This window comes from Sphingomonas sp. KC8 (assembly GCF_002151445.1).
In the GTDB taxonomy this organism is placed as follows: domain Bacteria; phylum Pseudomonadota; class Alphaproteobacteria; order Sphingomonadales; family Sphingomonadaceae; genus Sphingomonas_E.
On record NZ_CP016306.1, the window covers coordinates 3,378,957 to 3,403,573 of the forward strand.

Sequence of the window (24,617 nt, forward strand, 5' to 3'; positions counted from 1 at the left end):
AAGTCCATGGCTGTCAACGCAAAGAACTGGCAGGAATTGAAGAAGCCGCAGGGCCTCGAAAAGAAGGCGGGTGGCGACAGCAAGCGCAAGGCGACATTCGTCGCCGAGCCGCTGGAACGCGGCTTCGGCCTGACGCTGGGTAACTCGCTGCGTCGTGTGCTCCTTTCTTCGTTGCAGGGTGCTGCCGTTACCTCGATCAAGATCGAGAATGTGCTGCATGAGTTTTCGAGCCTCGCCGGTGTGCGCGAGGACGTGACGGACATCGTGCTCAACGTGAAGCAGCTTGCGCTGCGCATGCAGGGCGAAGGGGCCAAGCGCCTTCAGCTTTCCGTCACCGGCCCGGCCGAAGTGACGGCGGGCGATATCGCCACGACCGGCGACATCGAAGTGATGAACCCCGATCTGGTGATCTGCCATCTCGATGAAGGCGCGACGCTCAACATGGAGCTGACCGCCGATGTCGGTAAGGGCTATGTCCCGGCGGCTTCGAACCGTCCGGCGGATGCGCCGATCGGCCTGATCCCGGTCGATGCGCTGTATTCGCCGGTTCGTCAGGTGGCGTACAAGGTGGAAAACACCCGCGTCGGCCAGGAACTCGATTATGACAAGCTGACGCTGACCATCGAAACCGATGGCACGGTCACGCCGGAAGACGGGCTGGCTTATGCCGCGCGCATCCTGCAGGACCAGCTTCAGCTGTTCGTCCACTTCGAAGACGCGCTGGTGCAGGCCGCGCCGTCCGCGGGTGTTCCGGCTGCCCCGTCCGCCGGTGGCGAACCCGAACAGAATGCCAACCAGCTCAACCGCTACCTTCTCAAGAAGGTGGACGAGCTGGAACTGTCCGTCCGTTCGGCCAACTGCCTCAAGAACGACAACATCATCTACATCGGCGATCTCGTGCAGAAGACCGAAGCGGAGATGCTGCGCACGCCGAATTTCGGCCGCAAGTCGCTCAACGAGATCAAGGAAGTCCTCGCTTCGATGGGGCTGCGCCTGGGTATGGAAATCCCCGGCTGGCCGCCTGAGAATATCGAGGAAATGGCCAAGAAGCTCGAACAGGAATTTTGATCCTCGCCTTCCGGGTTCGCCCGGAAGGCAGTTTCATCCGGCTTTGCGCTCCCGCCGGTTCTCAAAGGGGGCGTGGTCCGAAGTACCTGAAACGGCTTCGGAACAAACAGGAAGGACTTAATCATGCGCCATCGCGTAGGCGGTCGTAAGCTTCAGCGGACCTCGTCGCATCGTACCGCGCTGTTCCGCAACATGTCGGCAGCCCTGATCAAGCATGAACAGATCACCACCACGCTCGCCAAGGCGAAGGAACTTCGCCCGTACGTCGAAAAGCTGGTGACGCTCGGCAAGAAGGGTGGCCTGGCCAACCGTCGTCTGGCGCATGCGCGCCTGCTCGATGACACGCAGCTCAAGAAGCTGTTCGACGTGCTGGCCGAACGCTACAAGGATCGCAACGGCGGTTACATCCGCATCGTCAAGGCCGGCATCCGTGCGTCGGACGCGGCTTCGATGGCGATCATCGAATTCGTCGATCGTGACGTGTCGGCCAAGGGCCAGGATTCCGGTCCGGTCCAGTCCGAAGACGATTTCGACGAAGCCGCCTGATTTTCAGGCTGCCTCTCGGGGTTGAATGCAAGGCCGGGGACGTTAGTCTCCGGCCTTTGCTTTGTGTCCGGAAGGCTTGAGGCCGTTTATGAAGACGATTGTCGCCGCGATGCTGCTGTCTGCCACCACAACCCCCGCCATTGCCGCACCGATCACCTATCCGGTCACCGAGCGCGAGGCCGTTCAGGACACGCAATTCGGCGAAACCGTGGCCGATCCCTATCGCTGGCTCGAAAATGACGTCCGCACCGATCCCAGGGTGGCGAAATGGGTCGGTCAGCAGAACCAGCTTACCGATGCCTATCTTGCCACCTTGCCTGGCCGCGCAGCGATCAAGGCGCGGTTGACGCATCTGTGGAATTACGAACGCTATGGCGTGCCCGAAAAGGCAGGTAGCCGGTATTTCTATACCCGCAATGATGGCCTGCAGAACCAGTCGATCCTTTATGTCCGCGATGGTCTTGCCGGGGCGCAGCGTGCGCTGATCGATCCCAACGGGTGGGCGAAGGATGGCGCGACCGCGCTGGCCGAATGGACGCCGTCGAAGGATGGCGCAAGGCTGGCTTATGCGGTGCAGGATGGCGGCAGCGACTGGCGTACGGTCCGTATCCTCGATGTCGCCAGCGGCCAGCCCACCGGCGATGAGCTGAAATGGGTGAAATTTTCCAATCTCGCCTGGGCCAGGGACGGCAGCGGGCTATATTATTCGCGCTTTGCCGAACCGAAAGCGGGCGAGGCGTTTCAGGCGCTCAACGAGAATCAGCAGGTTTATTTCCACCGCCTCGGCACCCCGCAATCCGCCGATCGGCTGGTCTATGCGACGCCCGATCGCCCATTGCTGGGCCACAGTGCGGCGGTGACCGACGATGGCGCATGGCTTGTCATCACATCGGCGCAGGGCACTGACGATCGCTATGAAATCACGCTGATCGATCTGCGTGTGGCCGATGCGGCGCCGATCACGCTGGTCAAGGGACTGGAACATAATTGGACGCTGGTCGGCAGCCGTGGCGATACACTGTTGTTCCTGACGAACAAGGACGCCCCCTTGCAGCGCATCGTCGCGCTTGATGCCGGTGGCGGCGCCCCCAGCGAAATCGTCCCCGAAAGCAAGGCGACGATCGATAGCGCGGCGGTTGTCGGCGGTAAGCTGATCGTCACCAATCTGGTCGACGCGCGCACGGAAGTCCGCATTTTCACGCTGGACGGGCAGCCGGCGGGACGGGTCGAACTGCCGGGGATCGGCACGGCGATCGGGTTTGGCGGGGACGCGGCCGATCCGGAAACCTTCTTCGCCTTCACCAGTTTCAACGTGCCGACGGCGATCTATCGCTATGATGCGGCGACCGCGAAGGTGACGCCGTTCGCGATCCCCAGGGTCGCCTTCGATCCGGCGGATTATGTCGTCGAACAGCGTTTCTATGCGTCGAAGGATGGCACCCGCGTGCCGCTGTTCGTCGTCCACAAGAAGGGGCTGGATATCAAAGGCGGCCAGCCGACGCTGCTTTACGCTTATGGCGGGTTCAACGTCTCGTCGCGGCCGGCGTTCAGCCCGGCCAATCTGGCATGGATGGAAATGGGCGGGGTCTATGCCCTCGCCAACATTCGTGGCGGCGGGGAATATGGCAAGGCATGGCACGACGGCGGGCGGCTGGCCAACAAGCAGAATGTGTTCGATGATTTCATCGCCGCCGGGGAATATCTGATCCGCGAAGGGATCAGCGCCAAAGGCCGGCTGGCGATCATGGGCCGGTCCAACGGTGGCCTGCTGGTCGGCGCCGTCACCAACCAGCGGCCCGATCTGTTCGCGGCCGCGCTGCCCGCGGTGGGCGTGATGGATATGCTGCGGTTCGATCGCTTTACCGCCGGCCGCTACTGGGTCGATGACTATGGCTATCCGAACAAGGAAGATGATTTTCGGGTGTTGCGGGCCTATTCGCCCTATCACAATATCCGGCGCGGCCAGATGTATCCGGCGATCCTGGTGACGACCGCCGATACCGACGATCGCGTGGTGCCCGGTCACAGCTTCAAATATGTCGCGGCGCTCCAGGCCGCCGCGATCGGTGACAAGCCGCATTTGATCCGCATCGAAACGCGCGCGGGCCACGGATCGGGCAAGCCGACCGACAAGGTGATCGCGGAATATGCCGATCTCTGGGCGTTCGCCGCCCGGTGGACGGGGTTGGCGGTTCCGGCCGAATAAGGCGCGATGCCCTTGCGTCAGGCGCTAACTCTTCTACGGCGGCATCCATGGTGACGCGTCTCGAATCCATTGCCAATCGTCGCGCGATCATCGATCGGCGCCTGCTGACCGGTACGCTGGACGATCTGGACGGCACGGATGCCGCCGCGCTGCGCCGGCTGGCGACGCCGCTGCTCAAGCGGGCGCTGGAAGCCGGGCGGATCGAAATTGCCAGCCGCCTTGCGGCCGCGCCCATGCGCGGGGCGGATGCGGCCACCGCTTATGCGTTTCTGACCGATCAGATCATCCGGCTGATTTACGATTTCACCGTCCGCCGGCTCTACCCGCTCAATAATCCCACTGCGGGCGAACGGCTGACATTGATGGCGGTCGGGGGGTATGGGCGGGCCGAAATGGCGCTCCATTCGGATGTCGACATCGCCTTCCTGACCCCATGGAAGCAGACGAGCTGGGCCGAGCAGGTCATCGAGTCCATGCTCTATCAGCTGTGGGATCTGGGGCTGAAGGTCGGCCACAGCAGCCGTTCGCTCGATGACATGATCCGCATGGCCAAGAGCGATCTCACCATCCGCACCGCGCTTTTGGAGGGGCGTTTCGTCTGGGGGGACGAGGCGCTCTATGATGAGGCCAGCCGCCGGTTCGATCAGGAAGTGGTTGCCGGCACCGCGCGCACCTTCGTTGCGGAAAAGCTGGCCGAACGGGACGATCGCCATCGCCGCATGGGCGACAGCCGCTATGTGGTCGAACCCAACCTGAAGGAAGGCAAAGGCGGCCTGCGCGATCTGCATACATTGTTCTGGATCGGCAAATATGTGAATCAGGTCCGGTCGGTGCCCGAACTGGTCGACAAGGGGCTGTTGACCCCGGCCGAGCTTCAGCAGTTTCAGAAGGCCGAAAACTTCCTGTGGGCGGTGCGCTGCCACCTCCACATCCTCACCAATCGCGCGGAAGAACGGCTGACCTTCGATGTCCAGCCGGATATCGCACGGCGGATGCGCTATGCTGATCGTCCCGGCCGTTCGGCGGTCGAACGCTTCATGCAGCATTATTTTCTGACGGCCAAGCAGGTCGGCGATCTCACCGGCGTGTTCCTCGCCCATCTCGATGAAGAATTTGCCTCGCGCGGGCGGCGCTTCGCCTTGCCCCGCCTGCGGCGCAAACCGCGCAAGCTGGAAGGGTTCGCCTTTGATCGCGGCCGTTTGTCGACGCCGTCGGATGATTTCTTCGCGCAGGATCCGGTGCGCTTGCTCCAGATGTTCGCGCTGGCCGATCGCCATGAACTGGAAATTCATCCGTCGGCCATGCGCCAGGCGGGGCGCGATGCGCGGCTGATCGACAACAGCGTCCGTCAGGATCCCCGCGCCAACGCCTATTTCATGGATGTACTGACCAGCCGGCGCGATCCCGAAACGGTGCTGCGCTGGATGAACGAAGCCGGTGTGTTCGGCCGGTTCGTGCCCGATTTTGGCCGCGTCGTGGCCCAGATGCAGTTCGACATGTACCACCATTTCACGGTGGACGAGCACACCATCCAGGCGATCGGTTTGCTGTCGCGGATCGAAAAGGGCGAACTGAGCGACGATCACCCGCTGGCCAGCGTCATCATGCGCCAGCTTGTTTCCCGACGGGCTTTGTATGCGGCGGTCCTGCTGCACGATATCGCCAAGGGGCGGGGTGGGGATCACAGCGAACTGGGCGCCGAAGTCGCGCGCAAGCTGTGCCCGCGGCTGGGGCTGACGGCGGCGGAAACCGAACTGGTGGCCTGGCTCGTGCGCTGGCACCTCCTGATGTCGGCCACCGCCTTCAAGCGCGACCTTGCGGATTTCAAGACGATCCTCGATTTCGTCGAAGCGGTGCAAAGCCCCGAACGCCTGCGCCTGCTGCTGGTGCTGACGGTGGTTGATATTCGCGCGGTCGGCCCCGGTGTCTGGAACAGCTGGAAACGCCAGCTCCTGTCCGATCTGTATGAAGCCGCCGAAGAAGTGCTGCGGCTTGGCCACAAGCAGCGCGGCCGCAAGGAACGCGTTCAGGCCAAGCAGGCGGCGCTGAAGAGCCGGCTCGATTGGCCCGAGGATGCGTTAGGCGAACTCGTCCGGCGCCTGCCCGAAGCCTATTGGGTTGCGGAACAGATTGACGTGATCGAACGCAACGCCCGGCTGATCGCGGCTGCCGATGCGGCGGGCAAGCCGCTGGCGATTGCGGCGGACGCCGATCCGGAGCGCGGCGCGACCCTGGTGACGATCTACACCGCGGATCATCCGGGGCTGTTCTACCGGATCGCGGGCGCGATCCACCTGGCCGGTGGCAGCATCATCGATGCGCGGATCCACACCACGCGCGATGGCCTGGCCGTCGACAATATTCTGGTGCAGGATCCGTTTGGCCGGCCGTTCGACGAAGCGGATCGGTTGAAACGTCTGGAAATCGCGATCGAGGATGCGCTGGCCAATCGCGCGCGGCTCGCCGACCGGCTGGCCGCGAAGCCCCTGCCGCGCGTGCGGGCCGAAGCGTTTGCGATCGAACCGGTCGTCCTGATCGATAACCGCGCCTCCAACCGCTACACCGTGGTGGAAATCAACGCGCGCGATCGGCCGGCGTTGCTCAATGCGCTGGCCCACGCCCTGTTCCAGTCCAAGGTGACGATCCATTCGGCGCACATCGCCACCTATGGCGAACGCGCGGTGGACGTTTTCTACGTGACCGATCTCACCGGGGACAAGGTAACCGGGGCAACGCGGCTGAAGGCGCTTGAACGCCGCCTGCTCGATGCCGCTGGCGGGATTGTCGCCGAAGCTGCCTGAAAGGCCTGATTTGCACTGCGCGTGCCGATCGCCTTTACCTTTCCGCCCCGGCCGTGCCATGGACGGCATCGGGGCAACAGCATGAACAGAAGGGCGGGCAAGGCGCGGCATGGGCGGAATCGTCCAGTTCGATAATGTCGGTCTGCGCTATGGAACGGGCGCGGAAACGCTTTCGGACATCAGCTTCACACTGGCGGCGGGCGCCTTTTATTTTCTCACCGGGCCATCGGGTGCTGGCAAGACATCGCTGCTGCGCCTGCTCTACCTTGCCCAGCGCCCCAGCCGCGGGCTGATCCACCTGTTCGGCGAAGATATCGTCACCCTGCCGCGATCGCGGATGCCGGGTTTCCGCCGGCGCATCGGCGTGGTGTTTCAGGATTTCCGCCTTGTTCCCTATCTGTCGGCTTACGACAATGTGGCGCTGCCGCTGCGGGTGGCAGGGGTGCCGGAACGCGAACTGGACGGGCCGGTCCGCGAAATGCTCGCCTGGGTGGGGTTGGCCAACCGCGCGTCGGCGCGGCCTGCCACGCTTTCGGGCGGGGAACAGCAGCGCGTGGCGATCGCGCGCGCGGTGATCGGCCGGCCGGAAGTGCTGGTTGCCGATGAACCGACCGGCAATGTCGATCCCGACATGGCGGCGCGGCTGATCCATCTGTTCGATGCGCTCAACAAGCTGGGCACGACGATTGTGGTGGCCACGCACGACATCAATCTGATCGGCCGGGTTGGGCATGCCCAGATGATGCGGCTCGATCGCGGGCGGCTGAGCGATCCGACCGGTGCGTTGCGCCATCCGCCGGCGCGGCCGGCATGAGGCTGCCGATGCGCCTGGCCTTCGCCGATAGTCGCTTGCTGCCGGATACGCGGCTGGCCGGGCCGATGCCGTGGGTGATCGCGATCATGATGTTCCTGATGGTGCTGGCGGCGGCGGGCGGGCTGGCGCTGGCGCAGGCGGCGCGCGCGCTGGGCGGCGATCTGGCCGATCGCGCGACGATCCAGATTGTCGAGGCGAATGCCGATCTGCGCGAGGCGCAGGCGAAGGCTGTGCTCACGCTGCTGGCAAAGCATCCGGCGGTTGCGACCGTGCATCGGGTGTCGGATGCCGAAATGCAGGTGTTGCTGGAGCCCTGGCTGGGTGGCGGTGCGGTGGATGCGGAACTGCCCGTGCCGGTGCTGATCGATATCGGCCTGCACCCCGGCCAACGGGTGGATGCGCTGGCTGCGGCGTTGCGCCGCGCGGCGCCGGCGGCCCGGATCGACGATCATGCGCGGGCGCTGGCGCCGCTGGCGGGTTTGATTGGCGCGCTGAAATGGCTTGCGATAGCGGTGGTGTTGCTGATGGCCGGGGCTACGGCTGCGATCGTCGTGCTTACGGCGCGCGGCGCGCTCAATACGCATCGGCCGACGATTGATGTGATGCACCTGTTGGGAGCGACCGATATTCAGATCGCCCGATTGTTTCAGCGGCGGATCGCGGTTGATGCGCTGGCTGGCGGTCTGCTCGGGCTGGCCGGTGCGGGTGCTGTGGTGATCATCGTCGGTGCGCGGCTTGCCGCGCTGGGATCCGAACTGATGGGCGCCTTTCAATTATCGCCATGGGCGTGGGCGGCGCTGGCCGCCCTGCCGCTGGCGGGGATGATCGTGGCGATGCTGGCCGCGCGCTGGACGGTGGTTGCCGCATTGAGGCGCATGCTATGATCGCCCGTCTGTTCGCGGCGGGGTTGCTCGTCTGGATGCTCGGTTTCGCGTGGTTTGCGATCGCGATTCCCGGTCCGGCGGACGATCGCGTCACCGACGGCATCGTCGTGCTCACGGGCGGCCCGGGCCGGGTGCAGCGCGGGCTTGTGCTGCTGGAAAAGGGCAAGGCCAGGCGCTTGCTTGTTTCCGGCACCGATCGCCGTGTGCGCCCGCGGGAACTGGCGGCGGTTTATGGCGTGTCCGGCAAATTGGTCGATTGCTGCGTCGATCTGGGCAATGATGCGGTCGATACCCGGTCCAATGCCCAGGAAACGGCCGCTTGGGTTGATCGTCATGGCTATAAATCGGTACGGCTGGTGACGACGGACTGGCACATGCGGCGCGCCCGGTTCGAATTGTCGCGTGAACTGCCCCCCGGCGTCACCATCCTGGCGGATTCGGTGGTCAGCGAACCGGGTTTGGGGGCATTGTTCGAAGAATATCACAAATATCTGCTGCGCCGGCTGGCCGCACCATTGGGGATTTGATCGGCGTGACCCTTCTTCGTTCGATATTGTTCGCGCTGGTTTTTTATCCGGGCACCGTGTTCGCGGTTCTCTTCGCCTTTCCCGTATCCCTGCGCGGGCCGCTGGCGTTCCAGAATTATGCGGTGGGCTGGGCGCGGTTTCATGGCTGGTGTTGCCGGGTGCTGCTCAATATCCACAGCCGGGTCGAAGGGCCGGTGCCGCGGGGTGTCGCGCTGGTCGCCGCAAAGCACCAGTCGATGTACGAAACGCTGGAACTTCTGGTGCTGCTCGATCGGCCGGCGATGGTGGTGAAACGTGAACTGGCGGATATTCCGGGGTGGGGCCGGGTGGCGACGATGTACGGGGCGATCCCGGTTGATCGGGCAGGGTCCGCCTCCGCGTTGCGGACGATGCTGCGTGCTGCCCGGGCGGTGATCGCACAGGATCGCCCGATCGTGATCTTTCCCGAAGGCACGCGGACCCCGGTGGGGGAACAGCCGCCGCTGCGCGCGGGCTTTGCCGGGCTGTACAAGGCGCTTGGCTTGCCGGTTGTCGCGGTGGCGATCGATAGCGGCCGGCTGTGCCCGCGTGGCAGCTTTTTGCGCCGTGCGGGGACGATCACCTTCCGCTTTCACGAACCCTTGCCCGCCGGCCTCCCGCGTGAGGACGTCGAAGCTGCGGTGCACGATCGGATCAACGCGCTCGATCGTTGAGGGCGGCGTTCATCGACAGACGAGGAATATGAAACGGCCCGCCGGCTATATGCCAGGCGGGCCGTTATCCCATTCAGCGCCGGTCTTGGCCGGTCGGTATCATCCAGCCGCCGATCGGGCGGCTGCGATCGATCAGGCTGCCGCCAGCGTTTCGCGCCGGCGGGTGCGCAGGGCGCCGCCGACCAGGCCGAACCCGGCGATCATCATCGCCCACGATGCCGGTTCGGGCACGGCGGCGACGTCGATCGAAACATTGTCGAGGATGACGCCGATGTTGCTGGGATCATCCGGAAACGGCGTGCCGTAGAAATAGAGCTGGAACTGGCCGGTATAATCTTCGCTGAACGCCGAAGCGAACGACCCGAAGGGTTCATCGGCGCCAAGGTCGAACGGGTCCGATTCAAACGCGAAACCATTGTCGAACGCGATGCCCAGAACCAGCCCATGGGTGGCGCTGCGCTGGCTGCCGCTCAGGTCGAAGCTCACGGTGATCACGTCACCCGCAGTATAGTCGAATGATTGCTTGGTGACGATCAGGCCCGGCTGGCCGCTGGAACCGTTGAGATCGACGCACGATCCCGTACCGCCCGAACAGGTGATGCCGAACTGGTTGGGATCGCGCAGCAGATCGACCGATCCGGCGGCGACGTCCCACTTGGCGAAATTGGTATAGTTCGTCACCGTCGTGCCGCCGGCTTCCCCGTCGAATGTGTCGCTGAACACCGTGACGGCGTGGGCGGGTGCCGAAAAAGCCGCAAACGCAGCCGCGGCCAGCAGAATTTTACGCATGAACCATCCCCCGATGAACTTATTACGCGATCGCGATCGCAGCCCGGCCAGAAAATCTCATTCGGTTAACGTGACGTCAAGGATGCAGGCGCGGGTCCATGGGGTCGATGGGCGTGTTCATGTCCTTGATCAACAAGGATATAATTTCATGAATCCCAAAATGGGATTGTAACACATTGTTTGTCATCAAAAAATGGCCCCGCCCGAAGCCGATCGGGCGGGGCCTGTGCCCGGCTGGTGATCAGCCGGCGTGGGCGAGGGCCGCGAGCAGCAGCAGCGCCACGATGTTGGTGATCTTGATCATCGGGTTCACCGCCGGTCCGGCGGTGTCCTTATAGGGATCGCCGACGGTATCGCCCGTCACCGCGGCCTTGTGGGCGTCGCTGCCCTTGCCGCCATGATGGCCGTCTTCGATATATTTCTTGGCATTGTCCCACGCGCCGCCGCCCGACGTCATCGAAATGGCGACGAACAGCCCCGACACGATCACGCCGAGCAGCAACGCGCCCAGCGCCGCAAAGCCCTGCGCCTGCCCCGCGACCGCGGTGATCGCGAAATAGACGATGATCGGCGTCAGCACCGGCAGCAGCGACGGGATGATCATCTCGCGGATCGCCGCCTTGGTGACGAGATCCACTGTCCGGGCATAATTTGGCCGGCTGGTGCCCGCCATGATCCCCGGATTGTCGCGGAACTGGGCGCGCACCTCTTCGACCACGGCCCCCGCCGCCCGGCCGACGGCGGTCATGCCGAACGCACCGAACAGATAGGGCAGCAGCGCGCCCAGCAGGAGCCCGACGATAACATAGGGGTTGCCGAGCGAGAAGTTCACCGCAAGTTCGGGAAAGAAGATCCCGAGATCGGTGGTGTAAGCCCCGAACAGCACGAGGGCGGCGAGGCCCGCTGATCCGATGGCATAGCCCTTGGTGACGGCCTTGGTGGTGTTGCCCACCGCATCCAGCGCGTCGGTGCGGGTGCGCACGCTATCGTCCAGTCCGGCCATTTCGGCGATGCCGCCGGCATTGTCGGTGACAGGGCCATAGGCATCGAGTGCCACGACCATGCCGGCGAGCGCCAGCATCGCGGTTGCACCAAAGGCGAGGCCGAGGATGCCCGCCATCTGGTAGGCGAAGATCACCGCGACGACGATCACCAGGGTCGGCAGCGCCGTTGATTCCAGGCTGATCGCCAGTCCCTGGATGACGTTGGTGCCGTGGCCGGTTTCCGATGCCTTGGCGATGGATTTGACCGGGCGGAAATGGGTGCCGGTATAATATTCGGTGATCCACACGATCGCGCCGGTCACGATCAGGCCGGCGATCATGCACCAGAACAGGTCCATCCCGCTGAAATTGACCGGGTTGCCTGCGAAATCGGTGATCGAGAAACGCGCCCCCAATCCGCCAAAGCCGCCCAGCGCCCAATCGGTGACGAACCAGAAGGCCGGCACCGCCAGGATCGCCGACGTCAGGAAGCCCTTGTACAAAGCCCCCATGATCGACTGGCTGGCGCCCAGCCGCACCATATAGGTGCCGATGATCGAGGTGATGATGCACACGCCGCCGATCGCCAGCGGCAGCGCCATCAGCGCCCCCAGTTCGGCGACGGGCGCGGTGACGAGCAGCGCGATCGACACCATCGTCACGCCCAGTGTCACCACATAGGTTTCGAACAGATCGGCGGCCATGCCCGCGCAATCGCCGACATTGTCGCCCACATTGTCGGCGATCACGGCCGGGTTGCGGGGGTCATCCTCGGGAATGCCGGCTTCGACCTTGCCGACAAGGTCCGCGCCCACGTCCGCCGCCTTGGTGAAGATGCCGCCGCCCAGACGCGCGAAGATCGAGATCAAAGATGCCCCGAACGCCAGCGCGACCAGCGCATCGACGACGACGCGCTTCTGTTCGGGAATGTCGAGCGCCATGCCGCCCGGGCCCGTCAGGTACCAGAAGAAGATCGCGATCGCGAGCAGGCCGAGGCCCGCCACCAGCATCCCCGTCACCGCGCCGGAGCGGAAAGCGAGGGTCAACCCGCCTTGCAGGCTGGTACGCGCGGCTTCGGCGGTGCGGACGTTCGCGCGCACCGAAATGTTCATGCCGATATAGCCGGTGACGCCGGACAGGACCGCGCCGATCGCGAAACCGACGGCGGAAATCGCCCCCAGGAAATAGGCGACCAGTGCCGCCACCGCCACGCCGACGACGGCGATGGTGCGATATTGCCGGCCAAGATAGGCTTGCGCGCCTTCCTGGATGGCGGCGGCGATATCCTGCATCTTTTCGTTGCCCGCTGACGCGGCGAGCACCTGTCGACTGGTAAGCAAACCGTATAATATGGCGATCACGCCACAGGCTATTGCCAGATAAACGATAGGCATCCGATCTCCTTCCCCTGTTGGGGCGCAAAGTTCGGGCCGGCGTTCTTGTGCGTCCGTGCCGCCTCTTCACGCTGGGTGGGAGAATAGGGACCGTTACGGGTTTGGCAATCCCGCCATTTTACGGGCTAAATCGCCGCGCCCGCAGCCATTTTGGCGATGGCCGCCGGGGGCGTTGCGGCCATGGATATCAGCCATGCGCACGCCATGCCGCAGGCCAGCCCTGATATCGCAATGCCCATGCGGTGGATCGATCTGGGGTGGGGCTGGCGGCGTTTCATCCCGCCATCTTGCCGCTAGCGGGTGGATGAAAGGTAAATGCTGCGCAGGCGGAAGGTGCTTGCCCCCTTGAACGGGCAAGCCCCCTCCCGCCGGCAGTTTGTCTCGGGCCGGTATCCGCTGTCGCTTACGCCGCCACGGCGGCCTTCGCGCGCGCGCGGAACCGATGCAGCAAAGGTTCGGTATAGCCGCTTGGCTGGCAAACGCCTTCGAACACCAGCGAACGCGCCGCCTGATAGGCGATATTCCCGTCTTCATGGCCCGCCATCGGCCGGTATAGCGGATCGCTGGCATTCTGGCGGTCGACCTTGGCGGCCATGCGGCTAAGGGCTGCGTCCACATCGGCGGCGGTGGCCACGCCATGGAGCAGCCAGTTGGCCATGTGCTGCGAACTGATCCGCAGCGTGGCGCGATCCTCCATCAGGCCGATATCGTGAATATCGGGCACCTTCGAGCAGCCCACGCCCTGATCCACCCAGCGCACGACATAGCCGAGTATGCCTTGCGCATTATTATCGAGTTCCTCGGCGATTTCGGCCGGGTTCCAGTTGCGGCCGGCAGCGACGGGGACGGTGAGGAGGCGGGCGAGCGGGGCGACGGGTTCGGCTGCGCGTTCCGCCTGGCGGGCGAACACGTCGACATCGTGATAATGGGTGGCGTGCAGCGTCGCTGCGGTGGGAGATGGCACCCATGCGGTGTTCGCGCCGGTGCGCGGGTGGGCGATCTTCTGGTCCAGCATGTCGGCCATCCGATCGGGCATGGCCCACATCCCCTTGCCGATCTGCGCCTTGCCGCTGAGGCCGCAGGCAAGGCCGATCTGCACGTTGCGGTCTTCATAGGCCTTGATCCAGTCGGCATTCTTCATCTCTGCCTTGCGGACCATCGGGCCGGCGCGCATCGCCGTGTGAATCTCGTCACCGGTCCGGTCGAGGAAGCCGGTATTGATGAAGACGATCCGGTTGCGCACCGCATGGATGCAGGCGGCGAGATTGGCGGAGGTTCGCCGCTCCTCGTCCATCACGCCCACTTTGATCGTGTTCCGGGCGAGGCCCAGCAGATCTTCCACCGCGTCGAACAGCCGATCCGTGAAGGCGGCTTCGTCGGGGCCGTGCATCTTGGGCTTGACGATATAGATCGATCCGGTCCGGCTGTTGGTTGTGCCGCCCAGTCGTTTCAGGTCGTGTATCGCGGCCAGGCTCGTCACGATCGCGTCGAGTATGCCTTCGGGGGCTTCCGCGCCGTCGGGCAGGCGGATGGCCGGCGTCGTCATCAGGTGGCCGACATTGCGGACGAACAGCAGGCTGCGCCCCGGCAGCACGAGGTCCGATCCATCGGGCGCGGCATAGCGCCGGTCGGCGTCGAGCGCGCGGGTCATGACGCGGCCATTCTTCTCGAATTGCGCGCTGAGATCGCCGCGCATCAGGCCCAGCCAGTTGGCATAGGCCGCAACCTTGTCTTCGGCGTCGACCGCCGCCACCGAATCCTCAAGATCGCAGATCGTCGTCAGCGCGGATTCAAGGATGATATCGGCCAGACCCGCCGGATCGTCGCGGCCGATCGGGTGGGCGCGGTCGATCACCAGTTCGATGTGCAGGCCATGGTGGCGCAGCAGCAGGTTGTCGCCCGCCCGGCCGGCCAGCTGGGCGGGATCGGCGAGCGCCGGATCACCACCGCGCCAGTCCGTCCACGAACCTTGGGCCAGCGGCGCCGCCCGGTCGAGAAAGGCCTTGGCCCAGGCGATCACCTGCGATCCGCGCGCCGGATCATACCCCTTGCCGGCGGGCGATCCGGGGATCGCATCGGTGCCATAAAGCGCGTCGTACAGGCTGCCCCACCGCGCATTGGCCGCGTTGAGCAGGAAACGGGCGTTGAGGATGGGAACGACGAGCTGCGGCCCGGCAAGGCGGGCCACTTCATCATCCACGCCGGTGGACGTGATCGCAAAGGGCTGCGGTTCATCGACAAGATAGCCGATCTCGCGCAGCCAGGCTTCGTCCACCGGGGCGCCGGCCTGGTATCGCTGGTCGATCCGTTCCTGCATCGCATCGCGGGTGGCCAGCAGCGCGCGGTTTTCGGGGGTGAAGCGCGCGAAAATGTCTGCAACGCCCTGCCACAGCCCGGCGGGGTCGATGCCCGTGCCGGGCAGGGCCTGCTCTTCGATGAAGGCGGCCAGCGAAGCGGCGACCTTCAGGCCTGCCCGATCGGTGTAGTTGTTGGCGTCCATGTCGTTTCTCACGCTTGCGGTTTGAGGCCGGCGGCGGCGATCCCCGCCAGCGCGCAGGCTTCGTCATTGTCGGACGTATCACCCGTGATGCCGACGGCCCCGATCGGCGCACCGCTTTCATCGACCACGATGACGCCGCCGGCCGCCGGCACCACGCCATGGGGGGCCACCGGTCCGAGTGACGCGATGAATGTCGGTCGCTCCGCCGCCATGTCGCCGATCTTGCGCGACGAAATACCAAGGCCAAGCGCCCCGCCCGCCTTGGCGCAGGCGATCTGCGGCCGCAGGGTCGATGCGCCGTCCTGGCGCTGGAAGGCGATCAGGTGGCCGCCGGCATCGAGCACGACGGTGCTGAGCGGTTTCAGGCCCAGTTCGCTGCCCTTGGCAAAGCTGGCGGCGATGATGCTGTTGGCCTGGTCGAGCGTGATCCGGGTCAAGCGGATTTCCTTTCGTGAAATGGGGTGAGCGCACGGGGGCACGGGCCGCCGGTCGCCCAGTCGATGAGTTCAATGGTATGGACGACGGGGGTTGCCGCGCGCTGGCCGATCTGGACCGCGCAGCCGATATTGCCGGTGGCGATCAGGTCGGCGTCCAGCCGGGCAAGGTTCGCTGCCTTGCGGTCGCCAAGCTGGCCGGCAATATCCGGTTGCAGGATATTGTAGGTGCCGGCGGATCCGCAGCACAGATGCGCTTCCTTCGGTGTGCGCACCGTGTAGCCGACGCTTTCGAGCAAGCGGCGCGGCGCGTCGGTCACCTTCTGGCCATGCTGCAGCGAGCAGGCTGCGTGGTACGCGACGGTCAGCCCGCGGCCATTGCCGGCCGGTGGTTCGCTATCGGCCAGAAGTTCGCTGATATCCTTCGCCAAGGCCGAAATGCGGGCTGCCTTGTCGGCATAGGCCGGATCGTTGCGCAGCATGAAGCCATAATCCTTGATGGTCGTGCCGCACCCCGAAGCGGTGATGACGATGGCGTCCAGCCCGCCATCGTCGATCTCGCGCATATAGGCGTCGATGTTGCGGCGCGCGGCTTCCAGGCTGGCGGCTTCCCGGCCCATATGGTGCACGAGTGCGCCGCAACAGGCTTCGCCACGTGCGAACAGGACGTCGAAACCGGCGCGGTTGAGAACGCGCACGGCGGCTTCGCCGATCTCGGGGCGCAAGACGGGTTCGGCGCATCCGCGCAGCAATGCCACCCGGCCGCGGGGCGTGCGGGCGGGCGACGCTTTGGCGGCCGATCGCGGCAGGGCATGGGCCGGCGTCAGCGCCAGCATGGCCGCCAGTGGTTTCAGCGATGTCCAGCGGTCGAACAGCGGTGTCGCGGGCTTCGCCAGCCGCGCCAGCCGCAGGGCGAGCCGGAACCGCCCGGGAAAGGGCAGCACATGGGCCAGCAGCGCGCGGATCAGCCGTTCGCGCCACGGCCTGCGGTAGCGCTCCTCGATATAGGCCCGCGCATGATCGACAAGGTGCATATAATTCACGCCCGACGGGCAGGTCGTCATGCACGACAGGCAGGACAGGCAGCGGTCGATATGCTTGATCACCTCCGCCGTCGGCTCCCGCTCATTTTCGAGCATGTCCTTCATCAGGTAGATGCGGCCGCGCGGGGAATCCAGTTCATCGCCCAGCAGCACATAAGTGGGGCATGTGGCGGTGCAGAAGCCGCAATGGACACATTTGCGGATCACCGCTTCGGATGCGGCCATCGCCGGATCGGCCAGCAGGGCGGGTGGGAAATTCGTCTGCATGGTTCAGAACCGTCCCGTCTCGAAGATGCCGGCGGGGTCGAAGGCGCGGCGGACGCGGGCTTCCAGCGCGGCGACACCGGCAGGCTGCGGGTGGAATGCGGGGATGGCGGCCCGGATCGCGGCCGGCGCGCGTACCAGCGTCGCATGTCCGCCGGCGGCGTCGGCCGCCGCCCGCACGATATCGCCGTGGCCATCCAGGGCGATCCAGATCAGCCCGCCCGCCCAGTCGAGCAGCCATTGTCCGCCAAGCGGCCGGATGGCCGCGATGACGGATAGGCAGGCGCCGGGCGCGACATGGATTTTCCAGAGCGTCTGATCGGCGGGCAGTGGCGCCAGTGTCCGCAGTTCCTCCCACAGGCTGTCGGCCTGCGTGTCGCCGATCGGTTCGACACGGCCGAACGGCGCCAGCAGCCCATCCAGCATCGCGGCGCGCGCCGCCACCGATGGCCCGAAACCCTGGACGCGAAAGACGGTGATCGATCGGCCGTCGCGCAGATCGGCCGGCATGTGCGCGGTCGCGGCGATTTCGGCCGTCGATCCCATGGCGGCCGCCATCGCTCGCACCGCTGCGGCATCGTCCAGCCCGGCGATCATCCGCGTGGCTTGGGCGCGCGGGCGCGGCAGCACCTTGAGCGTCAGTTCCGTCATCGCGAACAACCGGCCCCAGCTTCCGGCGGCGAGCTTGGGCAGATCATAGCCGGTAACATTCTTGACCACCTTCGCGCCGGCCACGAACGGCTCGCCACGCCCCGAAACCGCCCGGAAACCGAGCAGATGATCGCGCGCGCCGCCTTGCGAAACCCGCTGCGATCCGGCCACGCCGGCGGCAACCACGCCGCCGATTGTCGCCGAACCGGCGGGTGCTGCATAGATCGGTCCATGGTCGAACGGCGCAAAGGCCAGCATCTGATCCTGCGCCGCGACCAGCGCCTGCACGTCGGCCAGCGGGGTTCCCGCCCCGGCCGTCAGCACCAGTTCGGCCGGATCATAGTCGATAACCCCCGCAAAGCCGCGCATCGACAGCGATCGGGCATCGGCGGGCGCGCCGAAATCGCGCTTGCTGCCGCCACCGGCAATGTCCAGGCGTGCGCCATCGCGCGTGGCGTCCGCGATGGCATCGGCCAGTTCGTCCTCGCGCGTGGGAAGCATCGGCTGGTCCATCGTCAGAAACGGGGCAGATCGGGGAAGGGCACCTGTCCCCGATGCACATGCATGCGGCCCAGTTCCGCGCAGCGATGCAGCTGGGGGAACATCTTGCCGGGGTTGAGCAGCAGTTCGGGATCGAAGGCGCATTTCACGCGCTGCTGCTGCATGAGGTCCGTCTCGCTGAACATCACCGGCATCAGATCGCGTTTTTCGACGCCCACGCCATGTTCGCCGGTCAGCACGCCGCCGACCGCGACGCACAAGCGCAGAATATCGTTGCCGAACGCCTCGGCGCGATCCAGTTCGCCCGGCACATTGGCGTCATACAGGATCAGCGGATGGAGATTGCCGTCGCCCGCGTGAAATACATTGGCGACGGCGAGGCCATAATGCGCGGACAAGTCTTCCATCCGTTCCAGCACGTGCGGAAGGCGGCGACGCGGGATCGTGCCGTCCATGCAATAATAATCGGGGGCCAGGCGGCCGACGGCGGGAAAGGCGGCCTTGCGCCCTGCCCAAAAGGCGATCCGTTCGTCTTCGCTGGCCGATATGCGCACCGATACCGCGCCATTGGCGAACGCGATCCGTTCGATCTCGCCGAGCAGATGGGCGCATTCGGCTTCGACACCGTCCAGTTCGACGATCAGCAGCGCTTCGACATCGAGCGGGTAGCCGGCGTTGACGAAGGCTTCGGCGGCATGGATCGCGGGGCGGTCCATCATTTCCATGCCGGCCGGAATGATGCCGGCGGCGATCGTGTCGGCCACGCATTGTCCGGCGCCTTCGACGGAGGCAAAGCCGATCAGCAGCGCGCGCGCCGTTTCGGGCTTGGGCAGGATGCGGACCGTGACTTCGGTGACGACGCCCAGCAGCCCTTCGGACCCGACGATCACGCCCAGCAGGTCCAGCCCCGCCGGATCAAGCTGGCGCCCGCCGATCCGCAGCACTTCCCCGTCCATCAGGACGATTTCGCAGCCCAGCACATTATTGGTGGTGAGGCCGTATTTGAGGCAGTGCACGCCGCCCGAATTTTCCGCCACATTGCCGCCGATCGAACAGGCGATCTGGCTCGACGGATCGGGCGCATAATAAAAGCCGCGCTCTTCCACGGCACGGGTGATGGCCAGGTTGGTCACGCCCGGCTGAACCACCGCCAGGCGATCGGCATAATCGATGTCGAGCACGCGATTGAACTTGCCGAGGCCCAGCAGCACGCCATCGGCCAGCGGTAGCGCGCCGCCCGACAGGGATGTCCCCGAACCGCGCGGCACCACTTTCACCCGATTGGCGTGGCACCAGGCCAGGATGGCGGATACCTGCGCGGTCGTTTCCGGCAGCACGACGACCATCGGTGGCTGGCGATAGGCCGTCAGGCCGTCGGATTCATAGGGGCGCAGGCCGTCGGGATGATCGATCACCCCTTCGCCAGGCACGATTGCGCGCAGCGCGGCTACGATCTCGCTGCGGCGCGCCAGCGTGGCCTGATCCGGTTCCGGCATGGTCAGCGACACTGCGGCTTCCTTCGTGCGGTGCTTGGCGCGCCATTATAGGTGTGGCGTCACTCGGGCAGAAGATTAAAAAGAGTTCAATCACTCTTTCCTCCAGGGAAAAGATCGCCATGGATCCGGACTATGCCTTGTTCGCCAGAGTCGTCGAAGCCGGCAGCCTTTCCGCGGCGGGACGGGCGATGCTCATTTCACCGGCGATGGTGTCGAAACGGCTGGCGCGGCTGGAAGCGCGACTGGGCGTGCGGCTTATCCACCGCACCACCCGCAGGCTCGCCCTGACCGACGCGGGCGAGCGGTTCCACGCCGATGTCATCGCGATCCTGCAATCGATCCGGGAGGCGGAAGACCGGATCACCGGCGTTCGCCGTGAACCGGCCGGCCCGCTCAGGGTGTCGGCGCCCACCTCGTTCGGCCGGCTGCATGTCGCGCCCCGGCTTGGCGCGTTTCTGGCGCGTTACCCCCGGATCGAACTCGATCTCAACCTCACCGACGCCTATGTCGATTTGCTGTCGGACCGGGTCGATCTGGCGATCCGCATCACCGCCCACCTGCCGGCCAGCCTCGACGGCCGGCGCCTGGCCACCAATCGCCGGGTGCTGTGCGCCAGTCCGCTTTATCTTGCCGACAAGGATGTGCCCCACGGCCTGTCCGATCTGGCGGGGCATCGCCTGCTGGCGGCCGACGAGCAAATGCCGTGGCGTCTCGTCAGCGGCCGCCAGAAGCGGGCGGTGGACGGCAGAAGCCATGTCCGCACCAATTCGAGCGAGATCGTGCGCGAACTGGCGATCGCCGGCGTCGGCATCGCGCTGCGGTCCTTGTGGGATGTCGAAGATGCGCTGGCGGATGGCAGGCTCGTCCAGATACTGCCCGAATGGGAAGGCTCAACCGATCTCGGCATTTATGCCGTCTATCCGCGCGCGCCATCGCGCCCCGCCGCACTCGACGCCTTCGTCGACTTTTTCGAGCATTGCTTCGATCCGCCGCCATGGGAGGCCGTCCACGCCGGTTCCGATCCCGAACGGCAGGAAAAGCGCTGATCGAATGTGGGAATGCGTGTGGGATAGGCATTCGGGCAAGGCTTCGCCTCAGCCGGAATTCCATATTCATGATGGGATGAGTGTGGCTCCCCGAGTAGGATTCGAACCTACGGCCATTCGATTAACAGTCGAATGCTCTACCGCTGAGCTATCGGGGAACACGGTCTGCGCGTCGACATTCCGTCGAAGCGAGGCGCGCCTATAGCAGCGCTTTTGCGGGGCTTGCAACCCCTCCTTTTCAAGAAGTCAGACGGCGAACTGTTCCATCGTGATCCGGTCGTCCAGCGCGTGCTCCGGATCGAACAAAAGCGTCAGCGAACTGGCGCGGTCGATCGCGACCGAGACGGTTGAAACATCGCGAACTTCGCGCTGATCGGCGACGGCGCTTACCGGCCGCTTGATCGGGTCGAGCACGCGGAAGCTGATTCGCGTCCGTTCCGGCAGGATCGCCCCGCGCCAGCGCCGCGGCCGAAACGGGCTGATCGGGGTGAGCGCGATCATCGCCGAATCGAGCGGGAGAATCGGTCCCTGCGCGGACAGGTTGTAGGCGGTCGATCCGGCCGGGGTGGAAGCGAGCACGCCGTCGCACACCAGTTCGGGCATCACCACGCGATCGTTGACCAGCACTTCCAGCCGCGCCGTCTGGCGGGTTTCGCGCAGCAGCGACACTTCGTTGATCGCGGGATAGGACACGGTTTCCCCGTCCACCGTGATCGCGTCCATCCGCAATGGCGTGACGGTAAAGGTTTTGGCGCGCGTGATCCGGTTTTCCAGCAGGTCGGCGCTCCATTCGTTCATCAGGAAGCCGACGGTGCCCAGGTTCATGCCGAACACGGGCAGGGTGCGCCGCCTGTCGAGCATGGCATGCAGCGTCTGGAGCAGGAAGCCATCGCCCCCCAGCGCCACCGCCAGCGTCGCCTGTTCCAGCGGCACCCATTCATAACGATCCTGCAGCACCTTGGCGGCGGCTTGCGCGGCTTCGGTGGGGGAATGGATCAGGGCAAGCTTATGGTCTGCGGTCATCCGCCTGTTACGCTCATGAATCGTTCAACCGCTGGTGCCGCATTGCGTTTGTCTATGTGGAAATCATGGCGCAGCGGTTTCAGTGCCATGGCTTCGTCCAGCCGGGCGTCCAGCGCGGCCGGGCCGCCTTCGCGCAGGGCCGCGCGCAGATCGACCTGATCGTCGTGGCCCAGGCACATGTACAGCCGCCCTGTGGCGGTGATGCGGACCCGATTGCAGCCGGCGCAGAAATTCTCCGTGAGCGGGGTGATGAAGCCGATCCGCGCGTTCAGTTCCGCGACGCGATGGTAGCGCGCGGGGCCGCCGGTGCGGTCGTCAAGCGGGGTGAGCGTATAGCGTTCGGCCAGCGCGTCGCGGACGCGATCAAGGGGCAGATAGCGATCGGTGCGATCTTCGTCGATCATGCCCAGGGGCATGGTTTCGATCAGCGTCAGGTCATGCCCTTCGGCCGCGCACCAGCGCAGCATCGGTTCGATTTCGTCCTCGTTCAGGCCCTTGAGTGCGACCATGTTGATCTTGATCCGCAGCCCCGCGTCGCGCGCCGTGGCAATGCCGTGCAGAACCTGCGCCACGTCGCCCCAGCGGGTGATGTGGCGAAAGGTATCGGCGTTGCGGCTGTCCAGGCTGACATTGACCCGGCGGATGCCTGCATCGACGAGCGCCGATGCGGTGCGGGCCAGGTTGGTGGCGTTGGTGGTCAGGGTCAGTTCGTCGAGATCGCCGGTCGCCAGATGGCGGCCCAGCATCTTCGCCAGATCCGGAACGCCGCGCCGGATCAGGGGTTCGCCCCCGGTCAGCCGGATCTTGCGGACACCGCGGGCGATGAAGGCGTCGCCGATCGCGGCGATTTCTTCCAGCGACAAAATCTGCGCGCGCGGCATGAACGTCATCGCTTCGGCCATGCAATAGCGGCAGCGCAGATCGCAGCGATCGGTGACGGATATCCGTAAATAGCTGATTTTGCGGCCGAAACCGTCAATCAAAGGCCTGGGGCCGTTCGGAACCGCCGGTGTCATCCGTCAAAACTAGGGGGCGGGGGGGCAGGGGGCAAGCCTGTCGTGCCTGCAATATCGTGCCGTATACGGAACGTGGCTGCATTTTGGGGCATTGGCGCGGATCGACAAGCGCATTAGCATCGCGTCAAAATACCGGTCAAAGGATCCAGTCTCATCGCGTCGCGCCCTGAAAGTGAAGCGGCGGCCGCCCGTGGCGGACCGCCTGCCATCTTTCTCGTTTCCTACCGGCACCGTGACGAAATCGCGGGCATGGCGGAACGGGCGGGGTGGCGGGTTGCCGCCATGCAGCGGGCCGATGATGCCGAGCGTCGGTTTCTCGGGAGCAGTGCTGCGGTGGCCGTGGTCGATGCCCGCGGCGCGCTGGAAGAAGGGCTGGCGGCGGCGCGCTTGCTGGCCGAACCGGTAGAGGCGAATGCCGGGGCGCTGCTGGTGCTGCTGTCGCGCGGCGACGTGGCGGCGCTGGATGCGGTGCACACCGCCGGTGCCACCCATTATCTGGCCAGTCCGTTCGGCGAGGCGGAGTTCGCCCAGATGCTGCGTTTTGCCGATCGTCATGCCGATCGGCTGGCGGGCGGGCGCGGGCCGGGGCGGGTGACGGCGCCGGGCGGCGAGGGCGGTGCGCGCGGCGGTGGCCGCGAACGGCGGGGCCGCGATCCGCTGACGGGGCTTGCCGACGGGGCCACGCTGCGGCGGTGGATCGAACGGCAGCTTGGCCCGCGCAACGCCGAGGGTGCGGGCGTCCTCATGCTGCTGGCCGTGACGCGCTTCGAAGCGATCAACGGCGCGTTCGGGGTGTCGGCGGGCGATCAGGTGCTGCAGGCGGTGGCCCGGCGCATCGAACGGCAGCTCGATCCCGGAATGGCGCGGCGGGGGTGCGTGGCGCGGGTCGCCGGTGCGGAATTTGCGATCGCGCTCGCCCCGCCGGCGACGGTGGACGATGCCCGGCGGCTGGCCGGGGAACTGGCGGATGCGATCGCGCGTCCGTTCGCCGCCGAACAGCATGTCGTGACCCTGGCGTGCCGGATCGGTGTTGCCCAGGCGGATGGTGCCGATGACGGCCCGGCGCTGATGCGGCGCGCAAGCCTTGCGCTGGCCGAAGCGAAAATGGGGGATCCGGGGCTGGTCGGCACGCTGGACGCCGGCGGTGTCGCGCAGGCGGCGCATGATAACCGGCTGGAGGTGGATCTGCGCGCCGCGCTCGACCGCGATGAAATCGGCATCCTGTTCCAGCCGCAGGTTTCGGTGACGACGGGGGAGATTGTCGGTGTCGAGGCGCTGGCGCGCTGGCGCCATCCCGAACTGGGGGAATTGGGCGCGGCGACCCTGTTCGCGGTTGCCGAGCGGTCGGACTATCTGGTCCAGCTTTCGGCGCATGTGCAGGGCAAGGCGATCCGCATGGCGGCGTCGTGGGAAGGCGATCTGGCATCGCTGCGGATCGCGGTGAACGTCACGGCGGCGGATATCGCACGGCCCGGTTTTGCCGCGCGCTTTCTGGCGCTGGTCGATCGGTCGGGGCTGTCGCCGGCGCGGCTGACGGTGGAGGTGACGGAAGGCGGCCTGATCGAGGATCTGGCGCAGGCCGCCGATTTCCTGGGCGAATTGCGCGCGGCGGGCCTGCGTGTGGCGATCGACGATTTCGGCACGGGCTATTCGAGCCTGGCCTATCTCAAGGCGCTGCCGCTCGATTATCTCAAGATCGATCAGAAACTGGCGCAGGATATTGGTGGGTCGGCGCGCGATCGGGTGGTGGTGCGCGGGGTGATCGAAATGGCCAAGTCGCTGGGCCTGACGGTGATCGCCGAAGGCGTCGAAACCGAAACCCAGCTGGCCCTGCTCGCGGCTGAAGGCTGCGATATCTATCAGGGGTTCCTGTGCGCGCAGCCGCTGGAGGAAGATGCACTGGCGGAGTTGCTGGCGCGGCGATGACGGCACACCCGCC

General features: G+C 65.5%; 19 protein-coding genes and 1 tRNA gene. 10 read left to right on the forward strand and 10 right to left on the reverse strand.

Annotated features, from left to right (window positions below; all coding sequences use genetic code 11):
• Positions 1-6 precede the first annotated feature (6 nt).
• From KC8_RS16045 to KC8_RS16080, 8 genes are all read left to right on the forward strand, one after another.
• The gene (locus tag KC8_RS16045) at positions 7-1,068 is read left to right on the forward strand and encodes a DNA-directed RNA polymerase subunit alpha (protein WP_010123859.1); all 1,062 of its coding nucleotides are present in this window, start codon (positions 7-9) and stop codon (positions 1,066-1,068) included.
• A 123-nt stretch (positions 1,069-1,191) separates the two neighbouring features.
• Positions 1,192-1,614, forward strand: a complete 423-nt coding sequence (rplQ, locus tag KC8_RS16050; RefSeq protein WP_010123857.1) for a 50S ribosomal protein L17 — start codon at positions 1,192-1,194, stop codon at positions 1,612-1,614.
• A gap of 88 nt (positions 1,615-1,702) precedes the next feature.
• Positions 1,703-3,820 carry a prolyl oligopeptidase family serine peptidase gene (locus tag KC8_RS16055; protein ID WP_010123855.1) on the forward strand — a complete coding sequence of 706 codons (2,118 nt, stop codon included), beginning with the start codon at positions 1,703-1,705 and terminating at the stop codon, positions 3,818-3,820.
• 47 nt (positions 3,821-3,867) lie between these two features.
• A complete protein-coding gene (locus KC8_RS16060) occupies positions 3,868-6,621 on the forward strand; it encodes a [protein-PII] uridylyltransferase (RefSeq protein ID WP_010123853.1) in 2,754 nt (917 codons plus the stop codon).
• Between the two features lie 109 nt (positions 6,622-6,730).
• The gene (ftsE, locus tag KC8_RS16065) at positions 6,731-7,435 is read left to right on the forward strand and encodes a cell division ATP-binding protein FtsE (RefSeq protein ID WP_010123852.1); all 705 of its coding nucleotides are present in this window, start codon (positions 6,731-6,733) and stop codon (positions 7,433-7,435) included.
• Positions 7,432-8,319 carry a cell division protein FtsX gene (locus KC8_RS16070; protein ID WP_010123851.1) on the forward strand — a complete coding sequence of 296 codons (888 nt, stop codon included), beginning with the start codon at positions 7,432-7,434 and terminating at the stop codon, positions 8,317-8,319. The genes ftsE and KC8_RS16070 overlap by 4 nt, the downstream gene beginning before the upstream one ends.
• Positions 8,316-8,846 carry a YdcF family protein gene (locus KC8_RS16075; RefSeq protein WP_010123850.1) on the forward strand — a complete coding sequence of 177 codons (531 nt, stop codon included), beginning with the start codon at positions 8,316-8,318 and terminating at the stop codon, positions 8,844-8,846. Before KC8_RS16070 ends, KC8_RS16075 begins: the two co-directional genes overlap by 4 nt.
• Positions 8,843-9,538: a lysophospholipid acyltransferase family protein gene (locus KC8_RS16080; protein WP_010123849.1), complete on the forward strand. Its 696-nt coding sequence runs from the start codon at positions 8,843-8,845 to the stop codon at positions 9,536-9,538. Before KC8_RS16075 ends, KC8_RS16080 begins: the two co-directional genes overlap by 4 nt.
• Positions 9,539-9,670: 132 nt before the next feature.
• Here KC8_RS16080 and KC8_RS16085 read toward each other — a convergent pair whose 3' ends face one another.
• From KC8_RS16085 to KC8_RS16115, 7 genes are all read right to left on the reverse strand, one after another.
• On the reverse strand, positions 9,671-10,327 hold the full coding sequence (locus tag KC8_RS16085; RefSeq protein WP_010123847.1) for a PEPxxWA-CTERM sorting domain-containing protein: 657 nt from the start codon (positions 10,325-10,327) through the stop codon (positions 9,671-9,673).
• A gap of 241 nt (positions 10,328-10,568) precedes the next feature.
• The gene (locus KC8_RS16090; protein ID WP_010123846.1) at positions 10,569-12,704 is read right to left on the reverse strand and encodes a sodium-translocating pyrophosphatase; all 2,136 of its coding nucleotides are present in this window, start codon (positions 12,702-12,704) and stop codon (positions 10,569-10,571) included.
• Between the two features lie 403 nt (positions 12,705-13,107).
• Positions 13,108-15,204 (reverse strand): malate synthase G, encoded by a 2,097-nt coding sequence (locus KC8_RS16095; protein WP_010123845.1) that lies wholly within the window; start codon positions 15,202-15,204, stop codon positions 13,108-13,110.
• Between the two features lie 8 nt (positions 15,205-15,212).
• A complete protein-coding gene (locus tag KC8_RS16100; RefSeq protein ID WP_010123844.1) occupies positions 15,213-15,641 on the reverse strand; it encodes a GlcG/HbpS family heme-binding protein in 429 nt (142 codons plus the stop codon).
• Positions 15,638-16,948, reverse strand: a complete 1,311-nt coding sequence (gene glcF, locus KC8_RS16105; protein WP_010123843.1) for a glycolate oxidase subunit GlcF — start codon at positions 16,946-16,948, stop codon at positions 15,638-15,640. The genes KC8_RS16100 and glcF overlap by 4 nt, the downstream gene beginning before the upstream one ends.
• Before the next feature lie 3 nt (positions 16,949-16,951).
• Positions 16,952-18,097, reverse strand: a complete 1,146-nt coding sequence (locus KC8_RS16110) for an FAD-binding protein (RefSeq protein ID WP_138956602.1) — start codon at positions 18,095-18,097, stop codon at positions 16,952-16,954.
• A gap of 14 nt (positions 18,098-18,111) precedes the next feature.
• On the reverse strand, positions 18,112-19,605 hold the full coding sequence (locus tag KC8_RS16115) for an FAD-linked oxidase C-terminal domain-containing protein (RefSeq protein ID WP_010123839.1): 1,494 nt from the start codon (positions 19,603-19,605) through the stop codon (positions 18,112-18,114).
• Between the two features lie 107 nt (positions 19,606-19,712).
• Between KC8_RS16115 and KC8_RS16120 the strand changes: the two genes are divergently transcribed.
• Positions 19,713-20,639, forward strand: a complete 927-nt coding sequence (locus tag KC8_RS16120) for a LysR family transcriptional regulator (protein WP_010123838.1) — start codon at positions 19,713-19,715, stop codon at positions 20,637-20,639.
• Positions 20,640-20,722: 83 nt separating this feature from the next.
• On the opposite strand, the gene KC8_RS16125 is transcribed toward KC8_RS16120, so the two are convergent.
• The 3 genes from KC8_RS16125 to moaA form a co-directional block, all read right to left on the reverse strand.
• Positions 20,723-20,797: transfer RNA gene (locus KC8_RS16125), tRNA-Asn, on the reverse strand.
• Positions 20,798-20,885: 88 nt separating this feature from the next.
• Entirely contained in the window at positions 20,886-21,662 is a 777-nt protein-coding gene (locus KC8_RS16130) for an NAD kinase (protein WP_010123837.1), read from the reverse strand.
• Positions 21,659-22,678, reverse strand: coding sequence for a GTP 3',8-cyclase MoaA (moaA, locus tag KC8_RS16135; protein ID WP_029624306.1), 1,020 nt, complete (start codon positions 22,676-22,678; stop codon positions 21,659-21,661). The genes KC8_RS16130 and moaA overlap by 4 nt, the downstream gene beginning before the upstream one ends.
• Before the next feature lie 249 nt (positions 22,679-22,927).
• On the opposite strand from moaA, the gene KC8_RS16140 reads away from it, so the two are divergent.
• Positions 22,928-24,604, forward strand: a complete 1,677-nt coding sequence (locus KC8_RS16140) for a putative bifunctional diguanylate cyclase/phosphodiesterase (RefSeq protein WP_010123835.1) — start codon at positions 22,928-22,930, stop codon at positions 24,602-24,604.
• The last annotated feature ends 13 nt before the right edge of the window (positions 24,605-24,617 follow it).

Excerpts from the sequence above, each read along its gene's own strand:
- KC8_RS16110 (WP_138956602.1), bottom strand. The coding sequence starts at position 18,097 with ATGCTTCCCACGCGCGAGGACGAACTGGCCGATGCCATCGCGGACGCC.
- KC8_RS16140 (WP_010123835.1), top strand. The coding sequence starts at position 22,928 with ATGGCGGAACGGGCGGGGTGGCGGGTTGCCGCCATGCAGCGGGCCGAT.
- KC8_RS16055 (WP_010123855.1), top strand. The coding sequence starts at position 1,703 with ATGAAGACGATTGTCGCCGCGATGCTGCTGTCTGCCACCACAACCCCC.
- rplQ (WP_010123857.1), top strand. The coding sequence starts at position 1,192 with ATGCGCCATCGCGTAGGCGGTCGTAAGCTTCAGCGGACCTCGTCGCAT.
- glcF (WP_010123843.1), bottom strand. The coding sequence starts at position 16,948 with ATGCAGACGAATTTCCCACCCGCCCTGCTGGCCGATCCGGCGATGGCC.
- KC8_RS16085 (WP_010123847.1), bottom strand. The coding sequence starts at position 10,327 with ATGCGTAAAATTCTGCTGGCCGCGGCTGCGTTTGCGGCTTTTTCGGCA.
- KC8_RS16090 (WP_010123846.1), bottom strand. The coding sequence starts at position 12,704 with ATGCCTATCGTTTATCTGGCAATAGCCTGTGGCGTGATCGCCATATTA.
- KC8_RS16075 (WP_010123850.1), top strand. The coding sequence starts at position 8,316 with ATGATCGCCCGTCTGTTCGCGGCGGGGTTGCTCGTCTGGATGCTCGGT.
- KC8_RS16095 (WP_010123845.1), bottom strand. The coding sequence starts at position 15,204 with ATGGACGCCAACAACTACACCGATCGGGCAGGCCTGAAGGTCGCCGCT.
- KC8_RS16045 (WP_010123859.1), top strand. The coding sequence starts at position 7 with ATGGCTGTCAACGCAAAGAACTGGCAGGAATTGAAGAAGCCGCAGGGC.
- ftsE (WP_010123852.1), top strand. The coding sequence starts at position 6,731 with ATGGGCGGAATCGTCCAGTTCGATAATGTCGGTCTGCGCTATGGAACG.
- KC8_RS16120 (WP_010123838.1), top strand. The coding sequence starts at position 19,713 with ATGGATCCGGACTATGCCTTGTTCGCCAGAGTCGTCGAAGCCGGCAGC.
- KC8_RS16130 (WP_010123837.1), bottom strand. The coding sequence starts at position 21,662 with ATGACCGCAGACCATAAGCTTGCCCTGATCCATTCCCCCACCGAAGCC.
- KC8_RS16070 (WP_010123851.1), top strand. The coding sequence starts at position 7,432 with ATGAGGCTGCCGATGCGCCTGGCCTTCGCCGATAGTCGCTTGCTGCCG.
- KC8_RS16060 (WP_010123853.1), top strand. The coding sequence starts at position 3,868 with ATGGTGACGCGTCTCGAATCCATTGCCAATCGTCGCGCGATCATCGAT.
- moaA (WP_029624306.1), bottom strand. The coding sequence starts at position 22,678 with ATGACACCGGCGGTTCCGAACGGCCCCAGGCCTTTGATTGACGGTTTC.